The organism is Nitrincola tibetensis (assembly GCF_003284585.1).
Lineage (GTDB): Bacteria > Pseudomonadota > Gammaproteobacteria > Pseudomonadales > Balneatricaceae > Nitrincola > Nitrincola tibetensis.
The window spans coordinates 78,381-94,329 of sequence record NZ_QKRX01000007.1 but is presented as its reverse complement, the minus strand read 5'-3'; the positions used below and the strand labels follow the sequence as shown (position 1 = coordinate 94,329).

Here is a 15,949-nt window from a genome sequence, read left to right as displayed (position 1 = left end):
ATTGTACCATAAACACACGCTGACTCACCTCTGCTATGAGTGTTAGAATTAGGTTAAATTCAGTATTTAAAAGAGAGTTCTCATGAGCAACACCCGTTCACTCAACATTGACCCCGCTGAGATCGCTAAATTTGAAGAACTGGCAAGCCGCTGGTGGGACAAAAATAGCGAATTTAAGCCTTTACATGACATCAACCCTCTGCGGGTTGGCTTTATTGATCGCATCGGCCAGCTTTCTGGAAAAAAAGTACTTGATGTGGGTTGTGGCGGTGGCATTTTATCTGAAGCGATGGCAAGACGTGGCGCCCAGGTGACTGGAATTGACATGGGAGAGGCTCCGCTTAAGGTGGCAAAACTTCATGGCCTCGAAAGTGGCGTTAAAGTGAGCTATCAAAAGATTACAGCGGAAGAAATGGCTGAGAGCCATGCAGAGCAATTTGATATCGTGACCTGCATGGAAATGATTGAGCACGTTCCCGACCCAGCATCGGTCATTCAAGCCTGCGCACGCATGGTTAAACCCGGTGGTCATTTGTTTCTGTCCACACTCAACCGCAATCCCAAAAGCTACGCTTTCGCCATTCTCGCCGCTGAGAGGCTCCTGAAACTCGTTCCCGCTGGCACACATGAGTTTTCAAAATTCATTAAGCCTTCCGAACTTGCTCAATGGGTACGAAACAACCAGCTCCGCGTGATTGAAATGACAGGACTGGTTTACAACCCACTCACACAAAAATATCGACTTGAACCGAAGGATGTTGACGTAAACTACATGATGGCCACACAAAAAGCGGAGCAATCATGAGATCTTTCAATGCAGTTTTGTTTGATTTAGATGGCACGCTGGTGGACAGCGCTCCAGATTTTTACCACTTAGTCACTAACATGAGAAAAGAGCGCAATGTTTCATCTACACTTGATTATGAAACCCTACGCCGCTCAGTTTCAAATGGGGGTAAAGCGGTCATTCAAACTGCGTTTCAAATAGAACCTGAGCACCCTGACTTTGATGACTTACTCGTCCAACTATTAACAGAGTATGAAAAACAACCTGCTTTACACTCTAGATTATTCGATGGCTTTAATGAATTACTTGAATGGCTTGATCAAGAAAAGATTCTTTGGGGAGTTGTCACAAACAAACCATCCCGCTTCACCCATAAAATTTTGCAACAACTCCATTTAAATCAACGCTGCTCTTCTATTATATGCCCTGAAGATGTCAGTGCCAGCAAACCATCTCCAGAAGGGCTGTTACTGGCATGCCAACAAATGAATATCGCCCCTCAGAAAACACTGTACGTTGGCGATCATATCCGTGATATACAAGCAGGGCATGCAGCAGGCATGACGACCGTCGCGGCAGGTTTCGGTTACTTAGCGATTAACGAGTCAATTGACGACTGGTCAAGCCACTTCAAAGTTGACCACGCCACAGAACTCTTATCACTGCTACAATCTATGTAAATCATTTACACTATCTCTATTACTGTATGCGAAAGAACACTTACTGAATATAAAGCTGGAAGTCATAACATGATTTTTAATTACAACGCTCCCGCAGACTTACTGAAAGATCGAATCATACTGGTTACGGGTGCTGGAGATGGCATTGGCAAAGAAGCTGCTCGCCAATATGCTGCCCACGGCGCTACCGTTATTCTTCTAGGAAAAACACAAGAAAAGCTTGAAAAGCTCTACGACGAACTGGAAGCGGCGGGATACCCACAAGCCGCAATCGTACCGTTGAATCTAGACGTAGCCACGGAGCACGACTATATAGAGCTTTGCAACACGCTACATCAAGAGTTTGGAAGAATTGATGGCATTCTTCACAACGCCTCAATACTCGGTGTAAGAACACCCATAGACAATTACGACCCGATCATTTGGCAGCAAGTCATGCAGGTCAACGTCAACGCACCTTTCATGCTCACACAGACACTTATGCCTCTGCTTCAAGCGTCTGAAGACGCATCAATCATCTTCACAACGTCTAGCGTTGGTCGCAAAGGTAAGGCTTACTGGGGAGCATATGCGGTTTCGAAATTCGCCACAGAAGGGATGATGCAAGTGCTGGCTGATGAATTAGATAACGTAGACAATATCCGAGTCAATGCGATCAATCCCGGCGCAACCCGAACTCAGATGAGAGCCTATGCATACCCCGCAGAATCGCCGGAAAACAATCCAACTCCCGCTGAGATTATGCCGCTCTATTTATACTTGATGGGCCCTGACAGCAAAAACGTTAATGGTCAATCAATGGATGCACAAGGATAATCCAATCCTTGTGCACCAAAAGCTAAGGCCTAAAACTAACGCCCTGCTCCTCGTTTGCCAACAGATCTAGGTCGTTTCTTCGGCTTCTCGGCCTTCTGTGGTCGATTCTGGTCACCGCCCTTGGCAACCTGTCTGACTTTTTGATTTTTATATCGACGCACATCCTCATCTTTCTGAGCAGGTGTGCGCACGAATTTAACTCGATCAACGTCAAGATTAACCTCAGCCGCAAGCATATTGCACTCTTTTTGACTGAGCTCTCGCCAAGTCCCAACTTTTACTTCGCTAGGAAGAAAAACAGGACCAAACCTAACTCGCTTCAAGCGGTTAACCTGTATACCTTGTGATTCCCACAGACGGCGAACTTCGCGATTTCGCCCTTCCATCAGCACACAGTGAAACCACTTATTCGCCCCTTCCCCATCGAAGAAGCGAACGTCAGTGAACTTAGCCATGCCGTCTTCTAACAACACACCCTGTTTTAAGCGCTCAAGCATTTCATCATTGACTTCGCCTAAGACACGCGCCGCATACTCACGATCAATCTGAGCAGATGGATGCATCAACAGATTTGCCAACTCTCCATCCGTTGTAAAAATCAGCAAACCTGTGGTGTTGATATCTAGACGACCCACCACAATCCAGCGCCCTTGCTTAAGCGGAGGCAAAGAATCAAATACTGTGGGGCGCCCTTCAGGATCATGGCGTGTACACACCTCACCTAGTGGCTTATTATAAATCAATACACGACGCGGAACGTGACCTGAGAACACCAAGTCGATTTTACGACCATCAAGGGTCACTTTATCTGAAGGCCCTACACGATCACCCTGTGTGGCAAGCGCATCGTTAATTGTAAGCCTTTTTTCTTCTATCCAACGCTCCATCTCACGACGTGAGCCAAAACCGGAGCGCGCCAATACTTTTTGTAACTTTTCGTTTTCCACTGACGCTACCTTAATTGCTCAACTATTTGATTATTAATCAACAGTTGGAAGTTTTTCTTTAGAGATGCCTTTTGTATCCATGTATTCTTGAAATATAACAGGTGTACGACCACGACCAGACCACTCATGCACTTTACCTTCGTCGTCGGTAATGACATATTTTGCTTTTACACTTTTACGTGGAGTCGATTCTACTAACTCGGCCAGATCATTTAGATCAATGCCAGCTTCTTTCATTGCCATGCGAATTTGTTCAATTTTTTCAACACGTGCTTTTTCTTCAGCTTCGCGCTTAGCTTCATCTTCCTTGCGCTCAGTATAAATTTCGTTAAGGTCCCCTAAAACCTTTTCAATCTCGATCAAAGACAACTCTTGACATTGTTTTCTTAGAGAATTTTTACGCGTCAGGTTTTTAATAAAATCAGACATAGTGTTTCCTTTAAAAGACTTTTAGAGTTACATACGAGTATATTATATAGCGCAATTAAAAAATGTATAAGTAGCTCAGGCCTTAATTAAAAAAAGAAACGTCACCAGCGCCAACTCTAACCACTTCAGGCACGTCATTGACTAAATTAACGACCGTAGTGGCTTCCATACCACAAAATCCACCATCAATAACGAGATCAACATGATGCTGAAGTGATTCGCGAATATCGTAAGGATCTGTCAGTGGCATTTCGTCACCAGGAAGCATTAAAGAAGTGCTCATTATCGGCTCACCCAGCTCCCTTAATAACTCCGTCACAATATTATTGGCCGGAACCCTTATGCCAATAGTACGGCGCTTAGGATGGAGTAGCCTTCTTGGCACTTCGCTCGTTGCATTCAGAATAAAAGTATAGGCGCCTGGGGTGTGTGCTTTAAGCAAACGATAAACACTGTTATCAACTTTAGCGTAAGTTGATATTACAGATAGATCACTACACACCAAGGTAAAATTATGCTTATCATCCAATTGACGTATCTGCTTAATTCTTTCCATCGCCTGCTTATCACCAAGGCAACAACCCAGCGCATAAGCACAATCCGTAGGGTACACAACAACCCCACCTTTCTTAAGAATTTCTACCGCCTGAGTAACCAAACGCTTCTGCGGGTTTTCAGGGTGTATTTGAAACAATTGACTCACGGATCATCCCCTTTAGGATAAAAAACAGCCCATAATTGATGTAATTATAACAGTAAACGACTCAAAACATGCTGTTCATTAACCTCCAACACAGGAAAACGTCCGGGCAGTGTCCAGGAATTAAATGAGTTATGGAAATCACTCCCTGCCGACATCAATAATTCCTGATGAGTCGCTAATTTAAGCAATTCACGCCCCTGATCTGGATTCAAGCCAGGATAACCAACCTCTATCCCTTCACCACCCGCTTTTTTAAAATCAAAAACAAGCTCTCGCAACTTAGTAAATGTCATCTTGTATTTAGTTGGGTGAGCAATGACTGCAACACCTCCTGCCTGACGAATAAACCCAACGGCGCGTTTCATATCAGGCCACAAGGCTTTGACATCCCCTACTTTGTTTTGACCCAAATAGTGATCAAACGCTTCCTGCAGTGTTTTAACGTGCCTTAATTTTACCAACGCTTTAGCAAAATGCGGGCGACCTATCTGACCTCCCTCTGAATAACTCATTGCCAAATCAAATATAGAAGAATCAATACCCTTTTTAATTAAGCGTTCAGAGATACGCTTCGCTCTTTCCTGCCTCAAACAAAACAGCTCCGCTTCATAGTCTTTAACACCCTGAAAGGCATCATCTAGACCCAACCCCAATATATGTATGGAGCGACGATTCCATAAACAGGTCAACTCAGTCCCCACAATTAAATTTAGACCAAGATTTTCAGCCGCCAATCTCGCCTCATTAATTCCCACCAACGTATCATGATCCGTCAAAGCCATCACTTGCACACCCTGCGCCGCACATAAACTGACAAGTTCAGCTGGTGCCAAAGCCCCATCCGACGCACGACTGTGCAAATGCAAATCATAGTGAACCATAAATCCCTCCAAGCAAAATGGTTAAGCTCAAAAGGAGTGCCATCCCATAGGTATGCAATAGAAACAAACCTCAAATGCTGTGCATTAAGTGTAACGTGAATTCGGTAATATATTGCAATAATGTCAATAAAGGGATGATGATAGACCTGAGCTTGACATAAAATACTCATTTTTGAATAAAAATTGCTGACAAATACTTAAACAGGAGAGATGTCTAATGTATTATGCAATAATAGCAGAGGATGTGGATAACAGCCTCGATGCCCGGATGCAGGCCAGACCCGCTCACTTAGAGCGATTAAAAGTGCTGAATTCTGAGGGCAGACTATTAATCGCTGGTCCGCATCCTGTCAACGACAGTGAAGAGCCCGGCCCGGCAGGCTTCTCAGGAAGCCTAATCGTAGCGGAGTTCGCTTCGTTACAAGCAGCAAAATCATGGGCCGATGAAGATCCATATTTTGCTGCAGGGGTGTATAAAAGTGTTTTGGTTAAACCCTTCAAGAAGGTATTGCCCTGATCCCCGCAGGATCTGTTATACTTACTTGTGTAAATCTTAACCATACCTTTTAGACTGCCTGATAGGCTGTTTACCTTAGGTTAAGGTATAATGGGCTTTAATAGGCTTTGACAATTAATTAAAAAGACCAACATCCAACCTGGCACAAGGAAATGATGATGAAGAAAATTGCAATTGCTGCAGGCCTGGCCATGACTCTCGGCTTCTCTGCCGCTCAGGCTCAGGTTCCTGGTTATGCTGCTAACTCCAGCGACACTGTATGGCGCACCAGCTTCGGCGAGTGCTGGCAAACCTCTTCCTGGACCCCTGAAAAAGCGGTTCCAGGTTGCGCAGGCTACGTAGCTCAAGCTGAACCTGCTCCAGCTCCTGCTCCAGCTCCTGCTCCAGCTCCAGAAGTTGCTGATATCGATCGTAAATTCGCACTTTACTTCGATTTCGACAGCACCCGTGTAGGCGACATCTCTACGATTGTTAACCACATTGGTTCTTTGGCAACCGTTGAAAGCATCAGCCTAACAGGTCATGCTGACCGTATCGGTAACATGGCTTACAACGACCGTCTATCTCAACGTCGTGCAGACGCAGTTGCTGCTGCTCTTGCCAACGCTGGCGTAAACAGAAACTTGATGTCTACCAGTTCAATGGGTAGCCGCTCACCAGTTGCTAACTGCTCTGGCCGTGGCGCTGAATTGATTGCGTGCTTGCGCCCTGACCGTCGTGTAGACGTTGAAATCAAAGGCACTCGTCGCGGTCAATAATGACTAGCTGACACAAAAAAGCCACTTTTAAAGTGGCTTTTTTATTGCTTGTGATTTGCCAAATTGCGAACAACCCTGCTAGCAAATGCAGCAGGGTCTTTCAAGGCTAGCCGACAAACACCCTAGCATTGCGGAACATACGCATCCAACTGCCATCCTCTGTCCAATCACTAGGATACCAAGAATTTTGAACCGCCCTAAACACACGCTCTGGATGAGGCATCATGATCGTGACGCGCCCATCTGGCGTTGTTACCCCTGCGATACCCAACGGTGATCCATTCGGATTGGCTGGATAGCTCTCAGTCACTTTGCCGTAGTTATCAACATATCGCAGCGCAATATCAGCTGATTGCGACAATGCAGAGAGATGATGATCATCTCTAAACTCTGCACGCCCCTCACCATGCGCAATGGCAATTGGCATACGCGATCCTGACATTCCCTGTAAGAAGATAGAGGAGTTCTGCTGTACCTCAACCATGGCAACTCGCGCTTCAAACTGCTCTGAGCGATTGCGCACAAAGCGCGGCCAACGTTCAGCACCTGGAATTAGACTGTGCAAATTCGACATCATCTGACAGCCATTACATACACCTAACGCAAAACTATCACTTCTTTCAAAAAACGCACTGAACTGATCACGAGCTAAGGAGTTAAACAAAATGGATTTCGCCCACCCCTCACCTGCTCCCAATACATCGCCATATGAGAAACCACCACAAGCAACAACACCTTGAAAGGCCTCCAGCGAAATACGTCCTGCCAGAATATCACTCATATGGATATCAAGTGCCGCAAAGCCTGCACGCTCAAACGCAGCAGCCATTTCGACTTGACCATTCACGCCCTGCTCGCGCAGTATCGCAACCTTAGGACGAATTCCCTTCGCGATAAAGGGAGCGGCAATATCATCATTAACGGAATAGCTCAAAGAGGCATGCAAACCGGGATCATTACGATCAAGAATGCGATCAAACTCCTGCTGAGCACACTCGGGATTGTCTCTCAACATTTGAATCTGATAAGAGGTTTCAGCCCAATAGCTTTGCAGCATTGAACGAGATTCACTGAAAATCTCTTCTTCATCAAAATAAAGATTAATCTGATCGTCATCGTTAATGTTACCGATCACACTGACAAGATCCCCCAAACCTGCTGCTGTCAGCTCGGTAAGCACCATTTCAACATCCGTGCGACGGACTTGAATCACAGCCCCCAGCTCTTCAGCAAAGAGTGAACGGACAATTTCGTTCTGCTCTGAAGCCAACATATCTAAACTGATATCTAAACCACAACGCCCAGCGAATGCCATCTCAACCAAGGTAACAAACACACCACCGTCGGAACGATCATGGTACGCCAACAGCAGCCCCTGTTCATTAAGCTCTTGAATGGCCGCAAAGAAAGAAGCTAGCAGATGCGGGTCATCCACATCCGGTGCATCCTGTCCCACTTGATTATAGACTTGAGCCAATGCCGACAAGCCGAGACGATTCTTGCCTGCCCCCAAATCAATCAAAATCAGATCCGTTTCGCCTTGATCGGTTTTCAACTGAGGCGTTAGTGTTTTACGTATGTCAACCACTGGCGCAAAGCCAGAAATGATTAATGACATCGGAGCTGTCACACTCTTCTTCTCACCATCCTCCGTCCAGACGGTACGCATTGACATTGAGTCTTTGCCGACAGGAATTGTGATTCCCAACGCTGGGCATAAATCCATACCCACCGCGGCAACCGTATCAAACAGTTTTTCATCTTCACCTGGATGACCTGCTGCACACATCCAGTTCGCTGACAACTTGATATCCGAAATATCGTCTATACGAGCAGCGGCCAGGTTGGTAATGGTCTCACCTATTGCAATCCGACCTGAAGCAGGTGCATCAATTAACGCCAAGGGCGTTCGCTCACCCATCGCCATAGCTTCACCGGCATAGGTATCGTAGGCTGCAGCGGTCACCGCACAGTCAGCAACCGGAATCTGCCAAGGACCCACCATCTGATCTCTTGCAACCATCCCCGTAATACTTCTATCACCAATAGTGATCAGGAAGGATTTAGATGCAACCGCAGGCAGCTTCAAAACACGCTCAACCGCTTCCTCTAATTCGATATCATCCGCCTCGAACTCAGGCAAGCTACACTCTGAGCGTTGAATACTACGATGCATTTTTGGCGGCTTACCAAACAAAATGCTCATAGGCAAATCGACAGGTTTTGATTCGAAGTGCTGATCGTTCAGGATAAGATGATGCTCATCTGTTGCCTCACCTACAATCGCATAGGGACAGCGCTCACGGGCACATATCGCTTCAAATGTTTCGAGCTGATCAGGCGTCACCGCCAATACATAACGCTCTTGCGCTTCGTTGCACCAAATCTCTAAAGGCGACATTCCCGGTTCATCATTATTGATATTGCGCAGCTCAAAACGCCCACCGCGCCCACCGTCCTTAACCAACTCAGGAAAGGCATTGGACAAACCACCCGCACCAACATCATGAATAAACGCAATGGGGTTTTTATCTGCCAACTGCCAGCAGCGATCAATCACTTCTTGGCAACGACGCTCTAGCTCTGGGTTTTCACGCTGAACAGATGCAAAATCCAAATCCTCAGCAGAGCTACCTGATGTCATTGAGGATGCTGCACCGCCACCCAGACCAATCAACATGGCAGGCCCACCTAAGCAGATCAGCTTAGCTCCGACAGGGATATCCCCTTTTTCAACATGGCCTGCTTTGATATTGCCCATTCCGCCCGCAATCATGATTGGTTTGTGGTATCCACGCACCTCATCACCGGCAACCCCCGGCACTTGCTGCTCAAACGTTCTGAAATAGCCCGTTAAATTTGGACGACCAAACTCATTATTAAATGCAGCGCCGCCAATTGGACCTTCGATCATAATATCGAGCGCAGTGACTATACGCTCTGGCTTACCGTAATCGGACTCCCAAGGCTGTTCAAATCCAGGAATGTTCAAATCAGATACCGTAAAGCCCGTTAAACCTGCTTTGGGTTTTGCACCTTTACCTGTAGCACCTTCATCACGGATTTCACCACCTGACCCAGTAGCTGCGCCGGGATGGGGCGCGATTGCAGTGGGATGGTTATGGGTTTCGACCTTCATTAATATATGAATCGGCTCTTGATGATAGGCGTATTCGAGCGACTGCGGCTCTGGGTAAAAACGTCCGGCAGTGGTGCCTTCTATCACAGCCGCATTATCCTTATAAGCTGACAATACGCGATCGCCACTTTGCTCATAGGTATTGCGGATCATGCCAAAGAGCGACTTTTCTTGTAACTCTCCATCTATATCCCAACTTGCGTTGAAGATTTTATGACGGCAATGTTCGGAGTTTGCCTGAGCAAACATCATCAACTCTACGTCTGTAGGGTTTCGCTTCAACTCGACAAAACTACTGTAAAGATAGTCAATTTCATCTTCTGCCAACGCTAAACCCAGCGCTGCATTTGCTTGAGAAAGCGCTTCTCGACCACCACCGAGAAGGTCGACGCTTGCCAACGGCCTAGGTGATTCTTGCCTGAACAAACGCTGGCCATCTTCAAGCGTGGCAAAAACAGATTGCGTCATGCGATCATGCAGCAATGCAGATATTTGGTCTCGCTGATTTGAATTCAGTGCACTTTCAGCATGAATATAGTAGGCTAAACCCCGCTCAATTCGACGAATCGACTTAAGCCCACAGTTATGGGCGATATCGGTCGCTTTACTAGACCAGGGTGAAAGGGTGCCTGGCCGCGGAATAACAAGAAACAGGTCTCCATCTGGAACCTCTGTTTCACCCCGAGGTCCATAGGTCAGAATCTGATCTAGCACCTTGTGCTCTTCTGAGCTCAATGCAGCTTCAGTATTTGCAAAGTGTATATATTCAGCATATACGCCTGTTACAGATGAATTCACCGATTGTAACAAGGATAGCAACTTATCGTGGCGAAAAGCCGAGAGAGCGGGTGCTCCACGCAGAACGAGCATGTCGATTTCGAGCCTCTTTTGGTACCTGCGTCGTGCAGGCATTAACAGCGGGAAATTAAGTGTATAGTTTACCTGATCTGAGGCACTGGATACCAGAAAAGCAGAGACTATGTTATTTACTACGAAGCCTCATCCCTTACGGGAGCTGATACTCTTTGTGTCAGTCGTCATTTTCATGTTCTCACTGGTAATGATCAGTCTTAGATCATCGACCCAGCTTGATTATATCAGAGATCAAGGCATTCTTCGCGTCGCCACCATTAATAATCCAATGACCTACTACCTTGAACGCGGCGAAGCCGTTGGCTTTGAATATGAACTGACCAAGGCCTTCGCTCAACACCTAGGAGTTGAACTAGAACTCTATGTCAGTAAAGATTTAAACGAACTCTTCTCTTTGCTCAACCAACGCAGTGCTCATTTTATTGCCGCAAACCTGTTGAATACGGATCAGCGTTTAAATCAATTGATTCCTGGCCCCACCTATCGGGAATCCGCTCCTTCGGTCATCTATCGCACTCGACAAGGATTCAAAGCCCCAAAGTCAATTGAACAACTCTATGGTAAAGCGATTGCAATCCTTGCAAACTCGAGCTATGCCGACATATTGGAGCAGATTCAACTAGAGCATACAGAGCTCACGTGGGAGGAGCGAGAAAACCAAGATATGATCGATCTACTTCGCTCAGTGCATAACAATGAGCTCGACTTCACATTAATCGACTCCTATTTTTTCAATACTCAGCGCTCTTTTTTTCCAGGCCTTCGTAAAGCATTTGTACTTGGTGATACAAAACCCATTAGCTGGTTTTTAACCAAAAGTAACGATACCTCCCTTCTAAAAGAGATGCATCGCTTTTTCGCTTTAGAAGAAACACAGACGCTAATCGAAACCCTAGAAGCCCGTTACTTTTCGCAAGAAAATCCCTTGAATTTTTTCGACACCCTTTCGTTTCGAAAACACCTGGAAGAGCGACTCGTTCCTCTAGAACCTTATTTTAAAAATGCGGCGAACGAGACTGGCTTTGCGTGGGAACTTCTCGCAGCGCTGGGCTATCAAGAGTCTCACTGGAATCCTGACGCTGTTTCGGCCACGGGTGTTAGAGGCATTATGATGCTAACACACGCAGCCGCAAGCGAAGTCGATGTTGAGGATCGCACCGACCCTGAACAAAGCATCATGGGCGGAGCACGTTACCTGCATCAGATGAAACGCCGAATTCCCGATAGAATTCCCGAACCTGATCACACTTGGTTTGCACTCGCTGCCTATAATATAGGATATGGACATCTTCTGGATGCTAGGCGTCTCACACAACAAAAGGGCAAAAACCCTGATCGATGGGAGGATGTTCGCCTACACCTACCCTTATTGGCACAAGAGCGTTACTACAGCCAACTGCGCCACGGGTACGCACGCGGGCATGAACCTGTGCAATATGTAGACAACATCATTAAATACATGGATATCTTACAGTGGGAGTTACAAAGCAATTCAATACTGGAGCAGTTCGGCACTTTACCTCCCTTATCAGAAGATAGCTTGCAGGACATTAGCGAGCGCGTGCTTAGGAATTTTGCACCAAGCCTTTGAGGCGCTTTTGCTCTTCGCGACGGCGTCGAAAAAACAGGCTAATTAACTCGCTAGATTCTGTGGCCAACACACCACCAACCACTTCGGGCTTGTGATTGAGGTGGGCCAACGAGAGCGCTTGAAGCTGACTAACAAGGGCTCCTGCTTTGGGCTCTAAAGCGGCATAAATGACGCGTCTAATACGGGCATGGACGATGGCACCTGCACACATCATACACGGCTCTAGTGTGACATAAAGATCCGCATTGACTAATCGATAGTTTTGCACGGCTAAGGCGGCCTCACGCAAGGCAATCACCTCCGCATGGGCACAAGGATCATGCCCCGTAATCGGGCGATTCCAACCTCGCCCGATTATCTGCCCATCCAGAACGACTAAAGCACCAACAGGCACCTCGCCTAGATCAGCCGCATGCTGAGCCAAGTCTAGGGCTTGCATCATCCATTGTTGATCTGTTTGTTCAGTCGACATAGCTGCTATAGATTCACTTGATAGTAAACGAAAAAATAAATTTGTTTATAATCAATACTTAAGCGCACGCGGATTAAGCTTGATTATGGGTTAGTGATTATACGTGAGTTCTTTGCTGTTTCAATTCGGTTTGCAACAGCGTTGAGGAATTTGAAGGCATCTTTATATTTGATTCTGGCAGGCTCGCCTATTCAATGAAACTTTAAACGCATCGACTCAATCAGCTAGGTCAAATCAATCTACCTTTACCCATCCTTATAGATACTTTAATATAACCCCCTATACTATATTAGGTGCTTAATCTTATGGCTCACACGACTCGCCAAAAAGAAAAACTTATTGCTCGCGTTCGCCGCCTCAAGGGACAGCTTGAAGGGGTTGAGCGTGCCTTAGAGACAGATGCTGCGTGTAGCGAGGTGCTACGTCAGATCGCTTCCGTGCGAGGTGCAGTAACCGGGCTGACGTCAGAAGTGATGGAAGCCCACCTTCGTGAACACGTCATCGCCGCGCCAACTGAGGATGAGCGCCGACAAGCCGGCGAGGAGATGATCGAGGTCATCCGAACCTACATGAAATAACCCCCAATCCCCACAGGAATTTCAAAGATGACAAGCACACAAGTTCCTACACTAGGTCACACGCACTCTTTTCTGGGTGATGACCACCAACGAAATGAGCGCAAAGTCTGGCTGGTCATCGCACTTACAGCCAGCATGATGGTAATCGAGATCATTGCAGGCACTATCTATGGCTCCATGGCACTGGTGGCCGATGGCTGGCATATGTCCACTCACGCAGGCGCGATGCTGATTACCGTACTGGCTTACCGCTACGCACGTCGACATGCAAATAATCCACGCTTCACGTTTGGCACTGGCAAACTCGGTGATCTTGCCGGATTTGCAAGCGCCGTGGTGTTGGCGTTGATCGCACTGCTCATCGGCTGGGAGAGCTTTCTTCGCTTAGCCAATCCTGTCGCCATTCAGTTCGAACAGGCCATCGCGGTGGCCGTTGTCGGCTTGATCGTCAACCTAGTCTCCGCGTGGCTGCTGAAAGACGATCACACCCACCATCACCATCATCATAACCACGCCCATGAACATGACGCGCATCACCACGACCATCATCCTAAAGCACGTGACAACAACCTTCGTGCCGCCTATATGCATGTGTTGGCTGACGCTCTGACCTCAATCTTAGCGATTGTCGCGCTGCTACTCGGTCGCAGCTATGGCTGGCAATGGGCAGACCCCATCATGGGCGTGGTAGGTGCACTGGTTATTGCTCGCTGGTCTTGGAGTTTGATCCGTGACGCTGGGAGTGTTCTGCTCGACGCCGCCTCTGAGGGCGAGGTAGTTCGCCAAGAAATTCAGGAAGCGATGACTCATAGCAAGGACCGAATCACCGACCTACACGTTTGGCAAGTCGGCCCTGGTCATTTTGCAGCGATCATCGCGTTAGCTACTCATGAACCGAAAGAACCTGCTCATTACAAGGCACAACTTGAGCACATTCACGAACTATCACATATTACTGTTGAGGTGCAGCCTATTTACTGAAGTTGATTGACTTGGGATATTCTTGGCTCTGATGCCCCCTTAAGACATAAGATGTGTCAGTTCAGATCGGAAAAACTTCACTCAAGAACTCTACTAGGTCTCTCAGATTGCTTAGACGTCAACACTACTCTGTATGAATCGCCTACTACCTCCAGAAAATGGGGATCACGACCATCCGCACTGGCAAGCCGGATCTCAGCTGGATCAGCACCTGAAGGGTTTAATGTATAGTGATGTGATGTTACAACTGCACCATTGAAGTGGTGGTGCCCTTCACCCCGATACTCAATTTCAGCAGAGTATATATACATCTTCTCTGTATCAAAGATATACATACTATCCGGAAGCACATACCCTAAATTTTTCCACAGATAAGGAATACCAAGAAAACTGGTATCAAAGCTATCACGAGCAAAACGAGTACCAACTACCGCCTCATGCTCATCTGACAATATCAACTCACTAATCGCCAGAACTTCCCCGGCACCAGGAAGCAGATGCACCATCAATATACACTGCATATTCAAACAAAGATTGGGCGCTCACACCAACAGATGAAAACAGCAGTATGAGTGCAGTATAAAGCCTGACATGCCCCATAATATCTCCCCTTTTCAACCGCTGATTTTTCGTAATAAAGGCTCCAGCGGTCCACGACCGAACAATCTGGCATAACTACCCACAAGCAACATGGACAGAACACCGATCAAAACCGAGACAGGCACCAACACCAAAAGCCCATACTGATTGAATAACCCTAGTCCGTAGCCACTGAAGACGAAGCCACATACAACCCCTTGTAAAATATAGGTCGATAGCGAGTTTCGGCCTGCCATCATAAGCAACAATGGAAAGCTGAAGCGACGAGAAGCAATAATGATCAAATACAGATAGATAGCAGATAGTGCCGGTGCACCCAACCCCATCGCAATAAACCCGACAAAACTTAACCATTCAGAAGTGGACGGAATCACCCCGCTCATGGTCGCCGCATAGAGAAGATTACAAGGTAATGCGATCAACAACAGCATTGGAACTGACGCTTTCAGGGCCACAAACCCATCGCTTCCCAGCACGAAAAAATCAGTTTTGGCTGCCGCCAGACCACAAGTAAATGCGCCCAGAGCCAAGGGTCCTTGCAAGAACAGTAAAAAGAGAAAGGTCACTGGCCATTCATGCAACCGCCCCTGTGTCGCCTGAATAAATGAGCCAGCGAGATGATGCCCCTCAACACCCATATTGATCATATCGCTTTTGAGCAACTCATCAATGAAAACCGCCAGCACCGACAAACAAGCGAGGCTGACTGGGATCATACTGACCGCAAAATAGATGAGAGAATGTGGAGACAACCCCCTTAACAGCCAAAGCAATATGCCCAACAATGCATACAGCAACAGAATGTCAGCACTGAACACCAGCACGGCATGCCCGACACCCATCAAGGCCAGACCAATCAACCTGCGAAAGTAACGTTCGGAAAACGCCTGACCGGAATGCTCAGCTGTACGCGCCTGAATTGCCATCCCCCAACCAAAAATAAAAGAGAACAGCAGAAAAAACTTAAGTTGAAACAGGCCTTCAACAATGAATGCACCCAGCCTGTCTGGTGCATTGTCGGGCACCATGAATACCGCCTCCACCGGCAATGCCATAAACGGCACGTTGACGATGCAGATCCCCATCAAAGCCACTATTCGGATTACATCCACTTCATTATTGCGCTGCCCGTCCACGTAACCACCTTTACTTTTTTAACCGTTGACTATCGCTGTACCCAAAGCCAGACTATTTGAA

Annotated in this window: 16 protein-coding genes; 8 read left to right on the top strand and 8 right to left on the bottom strand. The window is 47.0% G+C overall.

Annotated features, from left to right (window positions below; all coding sequences use genetic code 11):
- Nucleotides 1–82: 82 nt before the first annotated feature.
- The 3 genes from ubiG to DN062_RS10780 all read left to right on the top strand — a co-directional run bounded on the left by ubiG (nt 83) and on the right by DN062_RS10780 (nt 2,283).
- Nucleotides 83–805: a bifunctional 2-polyprenyl-6-hydroxyphenol methylase/3-demethylubiquinol 3-O-methyltransferase UbiG gene (ubiG, locus tag DN062_RS10790; protein ID WP_112159340.1), complete on the top strand. Its 723-nt coding sequence runs from the start codon at nt 83–85 to the stop codon at nt 803–805.
- A complete protein-coding gene (locus tag DN062_RS10785) occupies nt 802–1,467 on the top strand; it encodes an HAD family hydrolase (protein WP_112159339.1) in 666 nt (221 codons plus the stop codon). The genes ubiG and DN062_RS10785 overlap by 4 nt, the downstream gene beginning before the upstream one ends.
- A 72-nt stretch (nt 1,468–1,539) precedes the next feature.
- Nucleotides 1,540–2,283, top strand: coding sequence for a YciK family oxidoreductase (locus DN062_RS10780; protein ID WP_112159432.1), 744 nt, complete (start codon nt 1,540–1,542; stop codon nt 2,281–2,283).
- 35 nt (nt 2,284–2,318) lie between these two features.
- On the opposite strand, the gene rluB is transcribed toward DN062_RS10780, so the two are convergent.
- The 4 genes from rluB to DN062_RS10760 all read right to left on the bottom strand — a co-directional run bounded on the left by rluB (nt 2,319) and on the right by DN062_RS10760 (nt 5,243).
- Nucleotides 2,319–3,230, bottom strand: coding sequence for a 23S rRNA pseudouridine(2605) synthase RluB (rluB, locus tag DN062_RS10775; RefSeq protein WP_112159338.1), 912 nt, complete (start codon nt 3,228–3,230; stop codon nt 2,319–2,321).
- Between the two features lie 33 nt (nt 3,231–3,263).
- Nucleotides 3,264–3,659, bottom strand: coding sequence for an H-NS family histone-like protein (locus DN062_RS10770; RefSeq protein ID WP_112159337.1), 396 nt, complete (start codon nt 3,657–3,659; stop codon nt 3,264–3,266).
- 82 nt (nt 3,660–3,741) lie between these two features.
- The gene (locus DN062_RS10765) at nt 3,742–4,362 is read right to left on the bottom strand and encodes an L-threonylcarbamoyladenylate synthase (protein WP_112159336.1); all 621 of its coding nucleotides are present in this window, start codon (nt 4,360–4,362) and stop codon (nt 3,742–3,744) included.
- Nucleotides 4,363–4,406: 44 nt separating this feature from the next.
- Nucleotides 4,407–5,243, bottom strand: a complete 837-nt coding sequence (locus DN062_RS10760; RefSeq protein ID WP_112159335.1) for a PHP domain-containing protein — start codon at nt 5,241–5,243, stop codon at nt 4,407–4,409.
- 217 nt (nt 5,244–5,460) lie between these two features.
- On the opposite strand from DN062_RS10760, the gene DN062_RS10755 reads away from it, so the two are divergent.
- Both DN062_RS10755 and DN062_RS10750 read left to right on the top strand, forming a co-directional pair.
- The gene (locus DN062_RS10755) at nt 5,461–5,760 is read left to right on the top strand and encodes a YciI family protein (RefSeq protein ID WP_112159334.1); all 300 of its coding nucleotides are present in this window, start codon (nt 5,461–5,463) and stop codon (nt 5,758–5,760) included.
- 158 nt (nt 5,761–5,918) lie between these two features.
- Nucleotides 5,919–6,518, top strand: coding sequence for an OmpA family protein (locus DN062_RS10750; protein WP_112159333.1), 600 nt, complete (start codon nt 5,919–5,921; stop codon nt 6,516–6,518).
- Between the two features lie 106 nt (nt 6,519–6,624).
- Here DN062_RS10750 and purL read toward each other — a convergent pair whose 3' ends face one another.
- Nucleotides 6,625–10,527, bottom strand: a complete 3,903-nt coding sequence (gene purL / locus DN062_RS10745) for a phosphoribosylformylglycinamidine synthase (RefSeq protein WP_112159332.1) — start codon at nt 10,525–10,527, stop codon at nt 6,625–6,627.
- Nucleotides 10,528–10,636: 109 nt separating this feature from the next.
- On the opposite strand from purL, the gene mltF reads away from it, so the two are divergent.
- On the top strand, nt 10,637–12,121 hold the full coding sequence (gene mltF, locus DN062_RS10740) for a membrane-bound lytic murein transglycosylase MltF (protein WP_112159331.1): 1,485 nt from the start codon (nt 10,637–10,639) through the stop codon (nt 12,119–12,121).
- Here the strand turns inward: mltF and tadA are convergent.
- Nucleotides 12,096–12,593, bottom strand: coding sequence for a tRNA adenosine(34) deaminase TadA (gene tadA / locus DN062_RS10735; RefSeq protein ID WP_112159330.1), 498 nt, complete (start codon nt 12,591–12,593; stop codon nt 12,096–12,098). The two genes, mltF and tadA, sit on opposite strands and share 26 nt — an antisense overlap.
- A gap of 305 nt (nt 12,594–12,898) precedes the next feature.
- Here tadA and DN062_RS10730 point away from each other — a divergent pair, with 305 nt between their 5' ends.
- Nucleotides 12,899–13,171, top strand: a complete 273-nt coding sequence (locus DN062_RS10730) for a metal/formaldehyde-sensitive transcriptional repressor (protein WP_112159329.1) — start codon at nt 12,899–12,901, stop codon at nt 13,169–13,171.
- A gap of 27 nt (nt 13,172–13,198) precedes the next feature.
- Nucleotides 13,199–14,152, top strand: coding sequence for a CDF family Co(II)/Ni(II) efflux transporter DmeF (gene dmeF / locus DN062_RS10725; RefSeq protein WP_112159328.1), 954 nt, complete (start codon nt 13,199–13,201; stop codon nt 14,150–14,152).
- A 77-nt stretch (nt 14,153–14,229) separates the two neighbouring features.
- Here the strand turns inward: dmeF and DN062_RS10720 are convergent, their stop codons facing one another.
- Together DN062_RS10720 and DN062_RS10715 are read right to left on the bottom strand one after the other, a co-directional pair.
- Complete coding sequence (locus DN062_RS10720) at nt 14,230–14,658, bottom strand: hypothetical protein (protein WP_133256757.1); 429 nt, start codon at nt 14,656–14,658, stop codon at nt 14,230–14,232.
- 108 nt (nt 14,659–14,766) lie between these two features.
- Nucleotides 14,767–15,888 carry a DUF418 domain-containing protein gene (locus DN062_RS10715; RefSeq protein ID WP_112159326.1) on the bottom strand — a complete coding sequence of 374 codons (1,122 nt, stop codon included), beginning with the start codon at nt 15,886–15,888 and terminating at the stop codon, nt 14,767–14,769.
- Nucleotides 15,889–15,949: the final 61 nt, after the last annotated feature.